Raw genomic sequence first — 15484 nt, 5'->3', positions numbered from 1 at the left:
CCGACACCGTACCGACGGCCACCGACCGGACCGCCCGCGTTTTCCGAACCTCAGCGCAGACCGGCTCGTGTCCCCATCGGGACCAGGACCGTCGTGGCGACCAGGAGGACGGCGCACCCCACGAGCGCTGGACGCAGCCCGATCGACGCCGCGACGAGGGCGACGGCGCCACCACAGACGACCTCACCGGCGTACTCCGCCTGCGCCAGGAACGAATGGACCGTCGCCCGAACGTCACCGCTGGTCTCCCGGTTGACCCAGATGGTCGCGATCACCCGAGTCAGGGGAACCGCGACCCCGGCGACGAACAGGACGGCCACACCGCCGTGGACGTACCCGGGTGAGCTCGCCAGGCCGACGAGACCGAGCGCCCCCACGGCACACGCCACGACGTAGCCGCGTGGGGCCGTGCGTACGTCGTCGATACGCGGCTCCACCAGGCGCAGCGCGACCGCGCCGACGAGCAGAGTGAGGACACCAAGGACGGTGAACCAGGTGACCGGATCGGCAGGGAACCCGAGCTCGACCAGGCGCCGCGGACACAGGCGACCGAAGGCGTCCTCGGCGCCGTTGACCAGGAAGGTCCCCGCGAAGACGACGAGGAGGACGCGGCTGCACCGCACCAGTGCCACTCCTCGGGCCGCGATCCGCCACGAGGCGGACCAGCGCCCGGTGCGCGTCGGCACGAACCGGCCCTCGCGGAAGCGGCAGCCGACGTACGCGCCGAGCGCCAGCATGGCGCTACCGGCCAGCACCATCGCGGTGCTCCGGTTCATCAGGGAGGCCAGCGCGCCGACGCTCACCATCCCGGCCGCCGCTCCCGTCAGCTGCGCCCGCCCCGCCCGGACCAGCACGCCGGAGACACGTGCGGGATCGTCGAGCTCGTCGGTGATCCAGGCGACGTCGGCACCGCTGGCAAACGTCCATGCCAGGCCCCAGAGCATCTGGGTCGCGACCACCAGCCAGAAGCCGGTCACCAGGCCGGTGGCCAGCATGGCGCTGCCCATCAGCAGGTGGCTGAGCACCAAGGACCACTTCCGGCTCACCGTGTCGGCGACCACGCCGGCCGGAACCTCGAACCCGAACGCGACCAGCCCCTGCGCCACGCCGATCAGCACCAGCTGCGCGGCCGACAGGTGCGCGTCGACGACGAGGTAGACGCTGGCGACCAACCACCAGCCCCGGTGGAGGAACGCCCGGCACCAGGTCCAGCGGACGAAGACGGTGACCGGATCCCGGTCGCTCACCCGGCCTGGGCTCATCGCGGCGGCTCCCCACCGGCAGGCATGGCGGTGATGCTGACACGGCGCCTCCGTACGAGTCGACGCCATTTCGTCCAACCCGAGGTGTCGGACTTTCCGGGGTTCGGGTCCGGTCTGGGAGTGGGGCGGGTGGGTATCTCGTGGGTGGCGTACGCGCGGGGACAGCTGTCGGCCGGGGGTGGATGTGGGGTTCCCGACATCGACCGGGTTCGAGCTGACCCTCTTCGTGGTGGGTCGCTCGGAGTCGTCGTCGCGCGCGGAGGTCCAGCTGAGAGCCCTCTGCGAGGCCTTGGTCCCGGGCGCGTACGAACTGCGGGTGGTCGACGTCGACGAGGAACCCGAACTTGCCGAGCGGGAACAGATCGTCCTCACGCCGACGGTCGTACGGTCGATGCCGCTGCCGGAGGTCAGGGTGGTCGGCGATCTGTCCGACGACGAACGCACTGCCGCCGCGCTGGGGCTTCCCACCACCTTCCAGTCCCGGATCGAACGGCTGCGAGATGAGCGATAACGCGCTGGAGAAGGTCCCGACCGGCATCAACGGGTTCGACCCGATCGCCCTGGGTGGGCTGCCGCGTGGCAGGTGCACGCTCGTGACCGGGAGCACCGGCACCGGGAAGACGTTGTTCGCCATGGAGTACCTCGCCCGGGGCCTCGCCGAGTACGGGCAGCCCGGAGTGTTCGTCACGTTCGAGGAGTCGCCCGCGGATCTGCGCCGGAACGCGTCGTCGCTGGGCTTCCCGGTGGAGCAGTGGGAACGGGAAGGCAGGTGGACGTTCCTCGACGCGTCGTTCGAGAGTACGCAGGAGACTCTCACCGCCGGCCACTACAACTACGCCGCACTGGTCAGCAGGATCGGGAACGCGGTCCGCGCGACGAACGCCGCGCGGGTCTGTATCGACTCGATCGGCGCCATCCTCGCGAGGTACCCCAACGTCACCTCGGTCCGGACCGAGCTCTTCCGGTTCGTCACGCATCTGAAGGAACTCGGTGTCACCTCCGTCGTCACCGCCGAACGACTGCGGGAGTACGACGGGGTCTCCCACCTCGGCGTGGAGGAGTTCGTCCTGGACAACGTGGTCATTCTGCGCAACGTGCTGCAGGGCGAGCGGCGCCGGCGAACCGTCGAGATCGTGAAGTTCCGCGGCGCGCCACACCGGACCGGTGAGTGGCTGTTCACCATCGACCCCGTCGAGGGGATGGTCATCATCCCGCTCGCGTTCCTTCGACCGGGCACGCACGCGTCGACCGAGCGGGTCAGTCTCGGCAACCCGGACCTGGACCGCATGTGCGGAGGAGGCGTGTACCGCGACTCGATCGTCCTGCTGACCGGGCCGACCGGGTCGGGCAAGACGCTGACCGGGCTGAGGTTCGCCCAGGCGGCGTTCGACGCCGGTGAGCGCTGCCTGCTGTACACGTTCGACGAGACCCTCGAACAGCTGTCCCGGAGCGCGGCGGGCTGGGGGATCGACCTTCCGGCCGTGCAGGGGACGGGCCTGTTGAAGGCGCTGTCCACCTATCCGGAGACGGCTTCCATCGAGGACCACTTCCTCAACATCCGCAGAGAGATCGAGGCGTTCAGGCCGAGGCGGCTGGTGATCGACACGATCTCCGCCCTGGAACGCATCGTGGCCCCTCGCGGACTGCTGGACTTCGTCCTCGCCCTCACCGCTCTCCTGCGGCCGTACGAGATCACGACCCTGCTCACGTCCGCCCCGACCGGACGCTTCACCTCCAGCCTCACCCCGTCGATCGCCGCGGAGATCGCCAGCCTCATCGACAGCACCATCACCCTGCGCTACGTGGAGCGGGGAGGCTCGATGCATCGCGTGGTCGCGGTCCTGCAGCACCGGGGGTCGGAGCACGACGCCGCCATTCGGCAGGTGTTCATCGACGCGTCCGGGATGCACTTCGGCGAACCGCTGCCCGACGCGCCCTCCTCCCTCAGCGGGGACGTCACCCCATGACCGGGCGTCGGCCGGCCGGGGGAGGACGGATCCGCAGCACGTTGGCCACGGCCCTGCCGGGGGCAACTCCCCCGGGTGGCTCTAGCGCTCCGGCAGCGTCGGGTGGGGCGGCGTGGGCCTGATGTCGACCATGGAGGTGGTGATGGCCCATCGTTCGTGGTCTCGCCAGGCGCCGTCGATGTACAACAGTTCGGGCGAGTAGCCCTCCTGGCGGAAGCCGACTCGGCGAACCAGCTTGAGCGAGGCGTGGTTGCCGGGCTGGATCTGGGCTTCGAGCCGGTGGAGCCGCAACTGCTCGAAGGCGTAGCGCACCACCACCGTGACCCCTTCGCTCAGGTACCCCTGGCCGGCGGACGGGGCAAAGGCGGCGTAGGCGATGGCCCCGGACTGGAACCGTCCCCGAATGATGCTGTTGATGTTGACCAGACCGGCGATGGCTCCACTGCCGCGCACGCAGACCAGCAACGACTCCTCGCCGGACTCCGCGTACCGCGCGAGGTAGGCCTGGAACTGCTCCGGTGTGGACGGCAGGGACATCCAGGGGTGATGCAGTTGCGTGCTGGCGCGCACCAGGTCGAGGAACTCGTCCTGGTCCCGGCCGGCGAGGTGGCGCAGAGTCACCCGGCGGGAGGTGTCCGGTCGGCCGGCCAGGAAGACATCGATCGCCGCGTCGTTCACGGACGGGACGGTACCGAACGCTCACCGGTCGCCTGCGCCGCGGCCGGGCGCGACCTGGTGGTGGTCTTGTGGTGGTGGAGATGACCGTAGAGCACCGAATGCTGCGAGTGTCCTGACCTGCCGAGCCTCGGCGAGGCTACCCTGCGCCGGGTGAAGTCGAGACCGACGTCCGTACCCCGGTGCCTGGTCACTGGCGCCCAGGGAGTCGGGTGCAGCTCTTCGCGCCCTGGTCGAGGATGTAGCTGATGCAAGCAGCGGAGGTGCGGCGTGCGGTGGCTGCCGCGAGGTCAACCGCCACAGCCCTCGACTTGGCGGTCGATGACGCTGTCGTCCTCAATGACTCCAACCGGCTCGTCGTCCGCCTGACGCCATGCGACATCGTCGCCCGGGTCGCGCCCGTGACCCATCACGCTGGGAGCGCAGAGCGAGAAGTCGAGCTCGTGAAGCGGCTGGTGCAGACGGACAGCCCGGTCGCCGCGCTCGACGCCCGGGTCGAACCACGCGTCTTCGTGCGTGACGGCTTCGCGATCGCCATGTGGACCTACTTCGAACCGGTTCGTCGAGCGCTTCCGTCGGCTGAGTACGCGCACGCGCTTGGGCGTCTTCATGCCGGCCTGCGGCAGATGGATGTCACGATGCCCCACTTCATGGATCGCGTTGTGGAGACGCAACAAGACGTTGCCAACCGTGACGTCACCCCCGACCTCACGGATGCGGACCGGGCATTGCTCGCCAACGTGCTGCGTGATCTGCGGGGATCGATCGTCGAACGGGGCGCCCCCGAGCAGCTGCTGCACGGCGAGCCGCACCCGGGGAACGTGCTCGACACGAACAACGGGCCGCTCTTCATCGACTTCGAGAACACCGCCCACGGGCCTGTGGAGTACGACCTTGCCTGGGTGCCCAAAGGAGTCGGCGACCGCTACCCGAAAGCTGACCAAGATCTGGTCGACGAATGCCGGGGTCTCGTGCTGGCGATCGTCGCGATGCACCGCTGGCGTCTCGGCGACCAACACCCGAGCGGCCGGAGATCAGGAGTGGCGTTCCTCGACGTCCTGCGGGCGGGTCCGCCGTGGCCAGCGCTCGATTCCGTTCGTTGGTAGGTACGTCCACCCAGCTACCGCAGGACCACCTGGTCCGAATGCCGACGGTCATCCGCCTGACCTGGCGTTGTGTGGTGGTGGAGACGAGGGGACTCGAACCCCTAACCCCTGCCTTGCAAAGGCAGTGCTCTGCCAGTTGAGCTACGCCCCCGGGAGCGACGCCGGAGCGCCGAGCTGGTCGATCAGTGGGCGCCACCGGAAGGCGGGACCGGGTCGGTTGCCTCCGCCCACAGGTTCTGTTCTGCCTTGTCCGCCTGCAACCGCTTGTACGCGAACCAGCCGCCCGCGATCGCCACAGCGGCGAGGAGTGCCTTCTTGATCATCGGGAGCCTCCTTGAACGACGCCGGCCTGGGATGACCGCACCCCTGCGGGTGGCCGACACGGGCACGACATCGCTGCCGTGTCGAACGTGCCGGCCGCTCGGGTGAGTGGGCCTAACTGGACTTGAACCAGTGACCTCTTCCTTATCAGGGAAGCGCTCTAACCGTCTGAGCTATAGGCCCGGGCGCCGACGAACGTTACCGCAACCCTAGCGTCCCGCCCAAACCGGTTCGACGCGGGTACCACCAACGGGACGGTGCGCGACCGGACGCGCTCGGAGATCACCTTTGGATCACCGAGCACTGCTTCCGGGCGCGGTCCCGCCGCCGTCAGTCGTCCTCGGCGAGCGTGACCTCCAGACCACCCAGCAGGCTGGCGGACAGGTTGTAGAGGAACGCGCACAGCGTGGCGATCGCGGTGATCAGGATGACGTCGACCACACAGATCAGCGCGGTGAATCCGAGGACCCGCTGCAGTCCGATGTAGTCCTCGAGGTTGAACCGGGTCTCGGAGGCGCTGCCCAGCACGTCGGTGATCGTCCGGCTGATGGAGTCGTACACGCCTGCCGCCTGGAGGACGTACCAGACCACGCTGACCGCGACGACGGTCACGATCGCGAACGCGATGGACAGCAGGAACGCCGTCTTCATCACCGACCATGGGTCGAGCCGGACCGCCCGGAGCCGGGCCCGGCGCACGCGGGTGCGCGGGTCCGGTGGCGGCTGCGGCGCGGCCAGGATCCGCTGGCGGAGCCCGTTACGCTCCCGGATCGCCGCCGGGTCGGTCGGCCTGTTGGGTGCGGGCCGACGCAGATCGGGGCGGGGCGGCGCCGCACGCGGGGTATCATCCGGACCGTTCTGGGCTTTTCGCCCAGAACGGTTGCTCTGGCCAGCTCCGCCCCCGGCCGAGGGGATGACTTGGGTAGCGGATTCGTCAGGCCCGCCGTTCCGTGTCACGTGCTGTCCTCCTGGCTGTCGGCCTGGTCCTGCCCGGCCGGACCGTCGGTAGGTCCATCATCAGTGGGCAGGTCGTCGGCCGTCTCCGGTTTCCCGTCGTCCCCAGCATCGTCCTCGGTGTTCCGGGCGATGGCAACGACCGAATCCCCCTCGCGAACGTCGGCGAAGATGACGCCCATGGTGTCACGTCCCTTCGCTGCCACGTCCGCGACCGGGCTTCTGGTCACCTGTCCACTGGCTTTGACGGACAGAACCCGGTCCCCGTTGCTTACCACGATTGCCCCGACGAGGGAGCCGCGGGCGTCCGAAATCCGCATAGCCTTGATTCCCAGTCCCCCGCGGCCCTGCCGGCGGTACTCGGACACGGCGGTCCGCTTGGCGTAGCCACCGTCGGTGACCGTGAAGACGTACTGGCCCTCTTCCTGACCGGCCCGGATCACCGCCATCGACAACAGTTCGTCACCGTCGCGGAAACGCATCCCGGTCACACCGGAGGTAGCCCGGCCCATCGGGCGCAGCTGTCCGTCATCGGCCACGAATCGCACCGCCTGAGCCTTGCGGGAGACCAGGAGGAGTTCGTCGTCGGGGTTGACCAGCTCCGCGCCGATCAGTTCGTCGTCGTCGTCGCGGAAATTCAAGGCGATGACCCCGGCCGCGCGGTTGGAGTCGTACTCCCGCAGCGGGGTCTTCTTGACCAGGCCCTTCTTGGTGGCGAGGACGAGGTACGGGAACTGCTCGTAGTCGGCGATCGCCAGCACCTCGGCGATCTCCTCGTCCGGCTGGAACGACAGCAGCCCGGCGACGTGGCCGCCCTTCGCGTCCCGCGCCGCCTCGGGCAGCTCGTACGCCTTGGCGCGGTAGACCCGACCCCGGTTGGTGAAGAACAACAGCCAGTGATGGGTGCGGGTCACGAACAGGTGGTTGATCACGTCGTCGCCACGCAACGCCGCGCCGCGTACGCCCTTTCCGCCGCGCTTCTGGCTGCGGTAGAGGTCACTACGGGTGCGTTTGGCGTAGCCACCCATCGTGATGGTGACCACGACCTCCTCGTCGGGGATGAGGTCGGCCGCGGTCAGGTCACCGTCGGCGGGAATGATCTGCGTACGCCGGTCGTCGCCGTAGCGGTCGACGATGGCGGTCAGCTCCTCCGCCACGATCGTCCGCTGGCGCTGCGGCGAGGCGAGGATGTCCTTGTAGTCGGCGATCCGGGCCTCCAGCTCGGCCAGCCGCTCCAGGATCGCCTGGCGTTCGAGCGCGGCCAGCCGGCGCAGCTGCATGTCGAGGATGGCCCGCGCCTGGATCTCGTCGATCTCCAGCAGCTCGATCAGCCCGGTGCGGGCGTCGTCGGCCGAGGGGCTGCGCCGGATCAGCGCGATGACCTCGTCCAGCGCGTCCAGCGCCTTGGCCAGGCCGCGGTAGACGTGGGCGTCCTCCTCCGCCTTGCGCAGCCGGAAGCGGGTGCGCCGCTGGATGACGTCGATCTGGTGGTCGATCCAGTGCGAGATGAACTGGTCGAGGGAGAGCGTGCGCGGAATCCCGTCGACCAGCGCCAGCATGTTGGCGCCGAAGTTGTCCTGCAACTGGGTGTGCTTGTAGAGGTTGTTGAGGACGACCTTCGCGATCGCGTCCCGCTTGAGGACGACGACCAGGCGCTGGCCGGTGCGGGAGGAGGAGTCGTCGCGTACGTCGGCGATGCCGGTGACCTTGCCGGAGTCGGCGAGCTCGGCGATCCGCAGGGCGAGGTTGTCCGGGTTGACCTGGTAGGGCAGCTCGGTGATGACCAGACAGGTCCGGCCCTTGCTGTCCTCCTCCACGTCGACCACCGCGCGCATGGTGATCGAGCCGCGGCCGGTGCGGTAGGCGTCCTCGATCCCACGGTTGCCGACGATGAGCGCGCCGGTCGGGAAGTCCGGGCCGGGAATGCGCTCCATCGCGGCGGCGAGGATCTCCTCCCTGGTGGCCTCGGGGTGCTCAAGCGCCCACAGCGCCGCCGAGGAGACCTCGCGCATGTTGTGCGGCGGGATGTTGGTGGCCATCCCGACCGCGATCCCGGCCGAGCCGTTCACCAGCAGGTTGGGGAACCGGCTGGGGAGTACGACCGGCTCCTGCCCACGACCGTCGTAGTTGGCGCGGAACTCGACGGTGTCCTCGTCGATGTCGCGCACCATCTCCATGGCCAGCGGGGCCATCCGGCACTCGGTGTACCGCATCGCGGCCGGCGGGTCGTTGCCGGGCGAGCCGAAGTTGCCCTGCCCCTGCACCAGCGGGTGCCGCTTGGTCCACGGCTGCGCCAGGCCGACGAGGGTGTCGTAGATCGCACTGTCGCCGTGGGGGTGGTACTGACCCATCACGTCACCGACGACGCGGGAGCACTTGGAGAAGCCCCGGTCCGGGCGGTATCCGCCGTCGTACATGGCGTACAGCACGCGGACGTGCACCGGCTTCAACCCGTCGCGGACGTCCGGCAGCGCCCGCCCCACGATCACGCTCATGGCGTACTCGAGGTAGTTGCGCTGCATCTCCGACTGGAGATCGACCGGGTTGATCCTGGAGGGGGGAGGAGGTGGAGCAGCGGTGGTGTCTTCGGTCACTGGACCTGTTCCTTCGCACTACGGTCGCCCACGGGGGACGACGCGAGGTGTCCGGGCGAACCGGTGGACGGGGAGCTGGACGATGCGACGAGAGTCATCAGATGTCGAGGAACCGGACGTCTTTTGCGTTGCGCTGGATGAACGAACGCCGTTGCTCGACGTCCTCACCCATGAGTACGGAGAAGATCTCGTCCGCCTGCGCCGCGTCGTCGAGGGTGACCTGACCCAGGATCCGGCCGTCGGGATCCATCGTGGTCTCCCACAGCTCGTCGGCGTTCATCTCGCCCAGACCCTTGTAACGCTGGATCGGGTTCTCCTTCGGCAGCTTCCGGCCTGCCTCCTGGCCCGCGGCCAGCAGACCGTCGCGTTCGCGGTCGGAGTAGGCGAGCTCGTGCGGTGCGTTGGACCAGCGGATCTTGAACAACGGCGGCTGCGCGATGTAGACGTGGCCGGCCTCGATGACCTGCTTCATGAAACGGAACAGCAACGTGAGCAGCAGCGTGGTGATGTGCTGGCCGTCCACGTCGGCGTCGGCCATCAGCACGATCTTGTGGTAGCGCAGCTTGGCCAGGTCGAAGTCCTCGTGGATGCCGGTGCCCAGGGCCGCGATGATCGCCTGGACCTCGGCGTTCTGCAGCACCCGGTCGATGCGGGCCCGCTCGACGTTGAGGATCTTGCCCCGGATCGGCAGGATCGCCTGGATCCGCGGATCGCGACCACCCTTGGCCGACCCGCCCGCGGAGTCGCCCTCCACGATGAAGATCTCGCACTCGTCGGGATTGGTCGACTGGCAGTCGGCGAGCTTGCCGGGCAGGCCACCGCCACCGAGCAGTCCCTTGCGGTTGCGGGCCAGGTCGCGCGCCTTCCGGGCGGCCACCCGGGCGGTCGCGGCGGCGATGCCCTTGCGCACGATGTCGCGGCCCTCACCCGGGTTCTTCTCGAACCACTGGCTGAGCTGGTCGTACATCAGCGTCTGGACGAACGTCTTGGCCTCGGTGTTGCCGAGCTTGGTCTTCGTCTGGCCCTCGAACTGCGGCTGCTCCATCTTGACCGAGATGATCGCGGTCAGGCCCTCGCGCACGTCGTCGCCGCTCAGCCGGTCCTCACGCTTCTTGATGAGGTTCCAGTCCTCACCGAACCTGTTCACCAGGCTGGTCAGCGCGGATCGAAAGCCCTCCTCGTGCGTGCCGCCCTCGTGGGTGTTGATCGCGTTGGCGAACGTGTGCACCGACTCGGTGAAGGAGGAGTTCCACTGCATCGCGACGTCCAGGCTCATGCCGGCCTTGTCGTCCTCTGCCTCGAACGCGATCACGCTGCGGTGCACCGGATCCTTGGCGGCGTTGAGGTGCGCGACATAGTCGACGATGCCGTTCTCGTAGCAGAAGACGTCCTCGCGTACCTGCCCCGACTCGGTCATGTCGACCCGCTCGTCGCGCAGGGCGATGGTCAGGCCCTTGTTGAGGAACGCCATCTCACGCAGCCGGGTGGCGATCGTCTCGTAGGAGAACGTCGTCACCTCGAAGATGTCCGGCGTGGGCCAGAAGCTGATGGTGGTGCCGGTCTCCTCGGTCTCCTCGTGCTGCTGGAGTGGATGGTCGGGCTCACCGAGGTGGTACGACTGGGTCCAGCGGTGGCCGGCGTTCCTGACCTCGACCTCGAGCCGGGTCGACAGCGCGTTGACGACGGAGATGCCCACACCGTGCAGGCCTCCGGAAACCTTGTAGCCGCCGCCGCCGAACTTCCCGCCGGCGTGCAGCACGGTCATGACGACCTCGACCGCCGAGCGTCCCTCCGACTCGACGATGCCGGTGGGGATTCCGCGGCCGTTGTCGACCACCCGCAGGCCGCCGTCGGCGAGGATGGTGACCTCGACCCGGTCGGCGTGGCCGGCCATCGCCTCGTCGACCGCGTTGTCGACGGCCTCCCAGACGAGTTGGTGGAGACCCCGTTCACCGGTTGAGCCGATGTACATGCCCGGGCGCTTGCGTACGGCATCCAGGCCCTCGAGAACCCTGATCGCGCTAGCGTCGTACTGAGGCACTTCACCAGTCGTCGTCACGTGTGGTTGACCTCCTGCCAACAGGACACGAAAAGGCCGCTCCGGTTGTGAGCACGTCCGGCGTTCGATCTGAACGCGGCGCCCCAGACGGTTGGAGCGGCCTGAACTGCCGCCATTGTACTCGTCCGGAGCCGCAGAAGCATGTCTGGCAGGCCCTGGAAGCCCTACTGGCCCGCACAGCCGCGGCTGAGGTATCCCCCTCCGTACCTTCGCTTCCGCTGATCGGTCTGAGTGGCTTCTGCGGACGATCACGGGTGGGCGGGCGGGGACGGGCCGGGGCGACCGGAACCAGGCCGTTCGGAGCTGGCCCGGACGACAGGAGCAGAGGGGACGATGGCGGCAACGCGGGCGAATCGGCGTCGCTGCCCGGGCTCCGGCGGAGGGTGAACCCGGGCAGCTCAGCCGTAGGTGTCCCGGGGACCCCGTCCGTCGCGGACGCTGCGCAGACCCCGCTGCCAGCTCGGCGCCGACGGACCGAGAACGACCACCCGGCGGACGGTGCCGTCCCCGAGTTCCTCGTTCAGCCGCCGGACCAGGCTCGGCGCGAGCAGCCGGACCTGGGTCGCCCACGCGGTCGAGTCGGCCCGGACGGTCAGTTCGGCGTCGACGTACCGCTCCGCGCGACAATGCGCGGCGACGTCCGGCCCGACGATGTGGTCCCAGCGGGCGAGCGCACCGGCGACCGCCACGTCGGTGCTCCAGCCGCGTTCGTCGACCAGCCGGCCGATGGTGGCGTCGAGCACCTGCGGGTCACGGTCGTCGGGACCGGCACCGGACCGGGTGGTTCGCGTCGTGCGACCTGACCGGGAACGCCGATCGGCGCGGCCCGCCGAACCGGACCGCCCACCCGCGCGGCCACCGGGGCCGCCGAGCCCGGGACGTGCGAGGGCTGCCGCGACCGCCCGGGCCAGTTCGAGGCCGGACGGATTCCAGGTCGCGTCGCCGTCGTCGGGCGAGTGGGGGCCTTCCGGCGCCTCGTCGACCTGACCGGCCGGAGTCTGGACCTCCCCCCCGACGGGGTCGACAAGGTCGGCGGGCACCGTGGGGTCGAGGGCGTTCGAAGCGCCGGGGAACGGCGTGGACGGTTCGGCCGGAGTCGAGCCCTCCGGCTGGTCACGCGGCTCGGTCGGCACGCTCGACCCTCCCTTCAGCCACGACGTAGCGCGCCCCGGCCAGCTGCTCCGGGACATCCTCGGCCACGGCCGCGGTGACCAGCACCTGCTCCGCGCCGGCGACCAGGCCCGCCAACCGGCGCCGGCGGCCGGCGTCGAGTTCGGCGAACACGTCGTCCAGGATCAGCACCGGCTCGCCGCCGTCGCTGGACAACAGGTCGTACGCCGCGAGCCGCAGCGCCAGCGCCACCGACCACGACTCGCCGTGGCTGGCGTACCCCTTCGCGGGGAATTCTCCGAGGCTCAGGACCACGTCGTCGCGGTGCGGACCGACCAGCGAGACGCCGCGGCGTACCTCCTCGTCCCGGCGTTCGGCCAGCGCGGCGGTGACGTCGTCGGCCAGCGCGGCGGCGGTGACCTGGTCGCCGAGTTCGGCGGAGCAGCGGTAGTCGAGCCGGACCTCCTCCTGCGTGGGCGAGACGTGTGCGTACGCCTTCGCCACCAGGGGACCCAGCAACTCGATGGTGGCCAGCCTGGCAGCGAGGAGCTCCCCGCTGAGCCGGGCCAGGTGCGAGTCCCACGCGTCCAGTGTGCGCAGCGCACCCGAGGACGCCTGGGCTGCTGTCTTCAGCAGGGTGTTCCGCTGGCGCAGGACCCGGTCGTAGTCCTGGCGTACGCCGGCGAGTCTCGGCGCGCGGGCCACCAGCAACTCGTCCAGGAACCGCCGCCGGGTGTCCGGGTCGCCCTTCACCAGGGCGAGGTCCTCGGGTGCGAACAGGACCGTGCGGAGAACTCCGAGCACGTCCCGCGGCCGGGAGACCGGCGACCGGTTGAGCCGGGCCCGGTTGGCGCGGCCGGGCGTGACCTCGAGCTCGATCAGCAGGTGCCGGGCGTCACGGACGACGTCCCCGCGGACGATCGCACGGGTGGCGTCGGCGCGCACCAGCGGCGCGTCGTGCGGCACCCGGTGCGATCCGAGCGTGGCGAGGTAACCGACCGCCTCCACGAGATTGGTCTTGCCCTGGCCGTTCTGGCCCAGAAACACCGTGACCCCGGGTTCGAGGTCGAGCTCGACCGTGGCGTAGTTGCGGAAGTCGGTGAGGGAGAGATGCGCGACGTACACGGCAGTGCGTCGGAGGATGGGCTCAGGGAGCCTCGGTGTCCGGGCGCACCGCATGGGCGTCCGGGTGCACCGCGTGGCCGCCGAACTGGTTGCGCATCGCGGCGATCGCCTTCATCGCCGGGGAGTCCTCCTGGCGGGACGCGAAACGGGCGAACAGCGCCGCGGCGATGGCGGGCATGGGTACGGCGTTGTCGATGGCGGCCTCGACGGTCCAGCGACCTTCGCCGGAGTCGTCGGCGTACCCCTTGATCTTCTCCAGCCCCTGGTCCTCCTCGAGTGCGGAGACCAGCAGGTCGAGCAGCCAGGACCGGATCACCGTGCCCTCGCGCCAGGAGCGGAAGACGTCGGTGACGTTGTCGACGATGTCGGTGGCCTCGAGAAGCTCGTAGCCCTCGGCGTAGGCCTGCATCACGCCGTACTCGATGCCGTTGTGCACCATCTTCGCGAAGTGGCCGGCGCCGACCTTGCCGGCGTGGACGAAGCCGAACTCGCCCTCCGGCTTGAGCGCGTCGAACGCCGGCTGGACCTTGGCCACGTCCTCGGCGGTGCCACCGCACATCAGCGCGTAGCCGTTGGTGCGGCCCCACACCCCGCCGGACACGCCGCAGTCGACGAACCCGATGCCGCGTTCGGCGAGCGTCTGGGCGCTGGTGACGTCGTCGGTCCACCGCGAGTTGCCGCCGTCGACGACCACGTCACCGTCGTCGAGAAGCTTGGCGAGCTCGGCGATCACCGCTCGGGTCGGTGCCCCGGCCGGCACCATCACCCACACGACGCGTGGCCGCGACATCTGGGCGACCATGGCCTCGAGACTGTCCACGTCGGAGACCTCGGGATTGTGGTCGTACCCCACGACCGTGTGATCGGCTGCTCGCAGGCGCTCCCGCATGTTCGCGCCCATCTTGCCCAGCCCGACAAGCCCGATCTCCATCAGAACCAGTCCCTTCTCGTGTGCCGGTACGCCGTTCCTCCCGTGTGCTGCCCCAACGTCGCCGGGGCATTCCCGCATCGGCCTGCTGATCGGCCCGAGTGAGCCCGTCGAGCCTCAGCTCTGCAGCCGTACCGGCATCAGCAGGTAGCGATAGTCGCTGTTCGGCTCGGCGTCGGCAGCGGCCAGGCCGGTGAGGACGGCCGGACGGGTCGACTGGGTGAACGCGAACTGCGCGATCGGCGCCTCGATCGCGCCCAGGCCGTCGAGGAGGTACTGCGGGTTGAACCCGATGGTCAGCCCTTCGCCCTCGATGGTCGCGTCGATCGACTCCGACGCCTGGGCCTCGTCGCTGCTGCCCGCCTCCAAGGTGGCGACCCCGTCGTCGAACGTCAGCCGGATCGGGGTGTTGCGTTCGGCCACCAGGGCGACGCGCTTCAGCGACTCGACGAGGGAGCTCGTCTCCACCCGGGCGACGGTCTGCTGCTCGGGCGGGAAGAGCGTGCGGTACTTCGGGAACTCACCGTCCAGCAACCGGGTGGTCGTCCGGCGCTGGGAGCCACCGGTGGTGCCGGTGAAGCCCACGAGTCCCTCGCCGCTGCCGGTGCCCGGAGCGGCGAGCGCGATCGTCACGTCCGATCCGGCACCGAACGCCTTGGCCGTGTCGGCGAGGACCCGGGCCGGCACCAGAGCGGTGGCGGACAGGTCGGACTGCTCGGGCGACCAGGTGAACTCGCGTACCGCGAGGCGGTAGCGGTCGGTCGCGGCGAGCGTCACCGACGAGCCCTCGATCTCGATCCGGACGCCGGTGAGGACCGGCAGCATGTCGTCGCGTCCGGCGGCCACGGCCACCTGCGAGACGGCGTTGGCGAACACGTCGCCCTTCACCATGCCGGAGGCGGCCGGCATCTGGGGCAGCTCGGGGTAGTCCTCGACCGGCAGCGTCTGCACGGTGAACCGCGCGCTGCGGCAGGTCACCACGACCTTGCCGCCCTCGGCGGTGAGGTCGACCGGCTGGGCCGGCAGGCTCCGGCTGATGTCTGCGAGCAGGCGCCCGGACACCAACGCCGAACCCTCGGCGGAGACGTCGGCGGGCACGCTGACGCGCGCGGAGGTTTCGTAGTCGAAGCCGGACAGCAGCAACTCACCGTCGCGGGCCTCGACCAACATGCCGGCAAGCACGGGCAGCGAGGGCCTGGACGGAAGGCTGCGTGCCACCCAGGCCACCGAATCGGCGAGGACGTCACGGTCTACGCGGAACTTCACCGCTCTTCGCCTCCTCGACGGACAGCGGCCAACTGGGAGCACGACGCTACACCGCCGACCAGGTCGGCGGTGGCGGCGGGGCGACCTGACGGATCCGCAGTGCACCTCCCCGTCCGG

General features: G+C 69.6%; 13 protein-coding genes and 2 tRNA genes. 3 read left to right on the top strand and 12 right to left on the bottom strand.

Annotated features, from left to right (window positions below):
* Nucleotides 1–50: 50 nt before the first annotated feature.
* A complete protein-coding gene (locus BLU27_RS05540) occupies nt 51–1262 on the bottom strand; it encodes an MFS transporter (protein WP_092651173.1) in 1212 nt (403 codons plus the stop codon).
* A 184-nt stretch (nt 1263–1446) separates the two neighbouring features.
* Between BLU27_RS05540 and BLU27_RS05535 the strand changes: the two genes are divergently transcribed.
* Nucleotides 1447–1773, top strand: coding sequence for a circadian clock KaiB family protein (locus tag BLU27_RS05535; protein ID WP_157728251.1), 327 nt, complete (start codon nt 1447–1449; stop codon nt 1771–1773).
* Nucleotides 1763–3229, top strand: a complete 1467-nt coding sequence (kaiC, locus tag BLU27_RS05530; RefSeq protein WP_092651169.1) for a circadian clock protein KaiC — start codon at nt 1763–1765, stop codon at nt 3227–3229. Before BLU27_RS05535 ends, kaiC begins: the two co-directional genes overlap by 11 nt.
* Nucleotides 3230–3310: 81 nt before the next feature.
* Here kaiC and BLU27_RS05525 read toward each other — a convergent pair whose 3' ends face one another.
* Nucleotides 3311–3907 carry a GNAT family N-acetyltransferase gene (locus BLU27_RS05525; protein WP_197681695.1) on the bottom strand — a complete coding sequence of 199 codons (597 nt, stop codon included), beginning with the start codon at nt 3905–3907 and terminating at the stop codon, nt 3311–3313.
* Nucleotides 3908–4152: 245 nt separating this feature from the next.
* Between BLU27_RS05525 and BLU27_RS05520 the strand changes: the two genes are divergently transcribed.
* Complete coding sequence (locus BLU27_RS05520; RefSeq protein ID WP_092651167.1) at nt 4153–5010, top strand: aminoglycoside phosphotransferase family protein; 858 nt, start codon at nt 4153–4155, stop codon at nt 5008–5010.
* Nucleotides 5011–5085: 75 nt separating this feature from the next.
* Here the strand turns inward: BLU27_RS05520 and BLU27_RS05515 are convergent.
* The 10 genes from BLU27_RS05515 to dnaN form a co-directional block, all read right to left on the bottom strand.
* Nucleotides 5086–5161 (bottom strand) — tRNA-Ala (locus BLU27_RS05515).
* A gap of 31 nt (nt 5162–5192) precedes the next feature.
* Complete coding sequence (locus BLU27_RS29480) at nt 5193–5333, bottom strand: DLW-39 family protein (RefSeq protein WP_172804880.1); 141 nt, start codon at nt 5331–5333, stop codon at nt 5193–5195.
* A gap of 107 nt (nt 5334–5440) precedes the next feature.
* Nucleotides 5441–5514 (bottom strand) — tRNA-Ile (locus BLU27_RS05510).
* A gap of 147 nt (nt 5515–5661) precedes the next feature.
* Nucleotides 5662–5982, bottom strand: a complete 321-nt coding sequence (locus BLU27_RS05505; protein ID WP_092657213.1) for a DUF3566 domain-containing protein — start codon at nt 5980–5982, stop codon at nt 5662–5664.
* Between the two features lie 302 nt (nt 5983–6284).
* On the bottom strand, nt 6285–8879 hold the full coding sequence (gyrA, locus tag BLU27_RS05500) for a DNA gyrase subunit A (RefSeq protein WP_092651165.1): 2595 nt from the start codon (nt 8877–8879) through the stop codon (nt 6285–6287).
* 97 nt (nt 8880–8976) lie between these two features.
* Entirely contained in the window at nt 8977–10938 is a 1962-nt protein-coding gene (gene gyrB, locus BLU27_RS05495; protein WP_277869281.1) for a DNA topoisomerase (ATP-hydrolyzing) subunit B, read from the bottom strand.
* 398 nt (nt 10939–11336) lie between these two features.
* The gene (locus BLU27_RS30235; protein ID WP_338417593.1) at nt 11337–12071 is read right to left on the bottom strand and encodes a DciA family protein; all 735 of its coding nucleotides are present in this window, start codon (nt 12069–12071) and stop codon (nt 11337–11339) included.
* Entirely contained in the window at nt 12052–13173 is a 1122-nt protein-coding gene (gene recF / locus BLU27_RS05485) for a DNA replication/repair protein RecF (protein WP_092651161.1), read from the bottom strand. The genes BLU27_RS30235 and recF overlap by 20 nt, the downstream gene beginning before the upstream one ends.
* Nucleotides 13174–13195: 22 nt before the next feature.
* Nucleotides 13196–14104, bottom strand: coding sequence for a phosphogluconate dehydrogenase (NAD(+)-dependent, decarboxylating) (gene gnd / locus BLU27_RS05480; RefSeq protein WP_092651159.1), 909 nt, complete (start codon nt 14102–14104; stop codon nt 13196–13198).
* Between the two features lie 114 nt (nt 14105–14218).
* A complete protein-coding gene (dnaN, locus tag BLU27_RS05475) occupies nt 14219–15367 on the bottom strand; it encodes a DNA polymerase III subunit beta (protein WP_092651156.1) in 1149 nt (382 codons plus the stop codon).
* Nucleotides 15368–15484: the final 117 nt, after the last annotated feature.

The organism is Actinopolymorpha singaporensis, from assembly GCF_900104745.1.
Classification (GTDB): Bacteria; Actinomycetota; Actinomycetes; order Propionibacteriales; family Actinopolymorphaceae; genus Actinopolymorpha; species Actinopolymorpha singaporensis.
The sequence above is the reverse complement of the archived record's forward strand: the minus strand, read 5'-3'. Positions and strand labels throughout refer to the sequence as shown.

What these genes read in the sequence shown, in the direction of transcription:
- BLU27_RS05520 (WP_092651167.1), top strand. Translation starts at nt 4,153, where the DNA reads ATGCAAGCAGCGGAGGTGCGGCGTGCGGTGGCTGCCGCGAGGTCAACC.
- kaiC (WP_092651169.1), top strand. Translation starts at nt 1,763, where the DNA reads ATGAGCGATAACGCGCTGGAGAAGGTCCCGACCGGCATCAACGGGTTC.
- BLU27_RS29480 (WP_172804880.1), bottom strand. Translation starts at nt 5,333, where the DNA reads ATGATCAAGAAGGCACTCCTCGCCGCTGTGGCGATCGCGGGCGGCTGG.
- BLU27_RS05540 (WP_092651173.1), bottom strand. Translation starts at nt 1,262, where the DNA reads ATGAGCCCAGGCCGGGTGAGCGACCGGGATCCGGTCACCGTCTTCGTC.
- BLU27_RS05505 (WP_092657213.1), bottom strand. Translation starts at nt 5,982, where the DNA reads ATGAAGACGGCGTTCCTGCTGTCCATCGCGTTCGCGATCGTGACCGTC.
- gnd (WP_092651159.1), bottom strand. Translation starts at nt 14,104, where the DNA reads ATGGAGATCGGGCTTGTCGGGCTGGGCAAGATGGGCGCGAACATGCGG.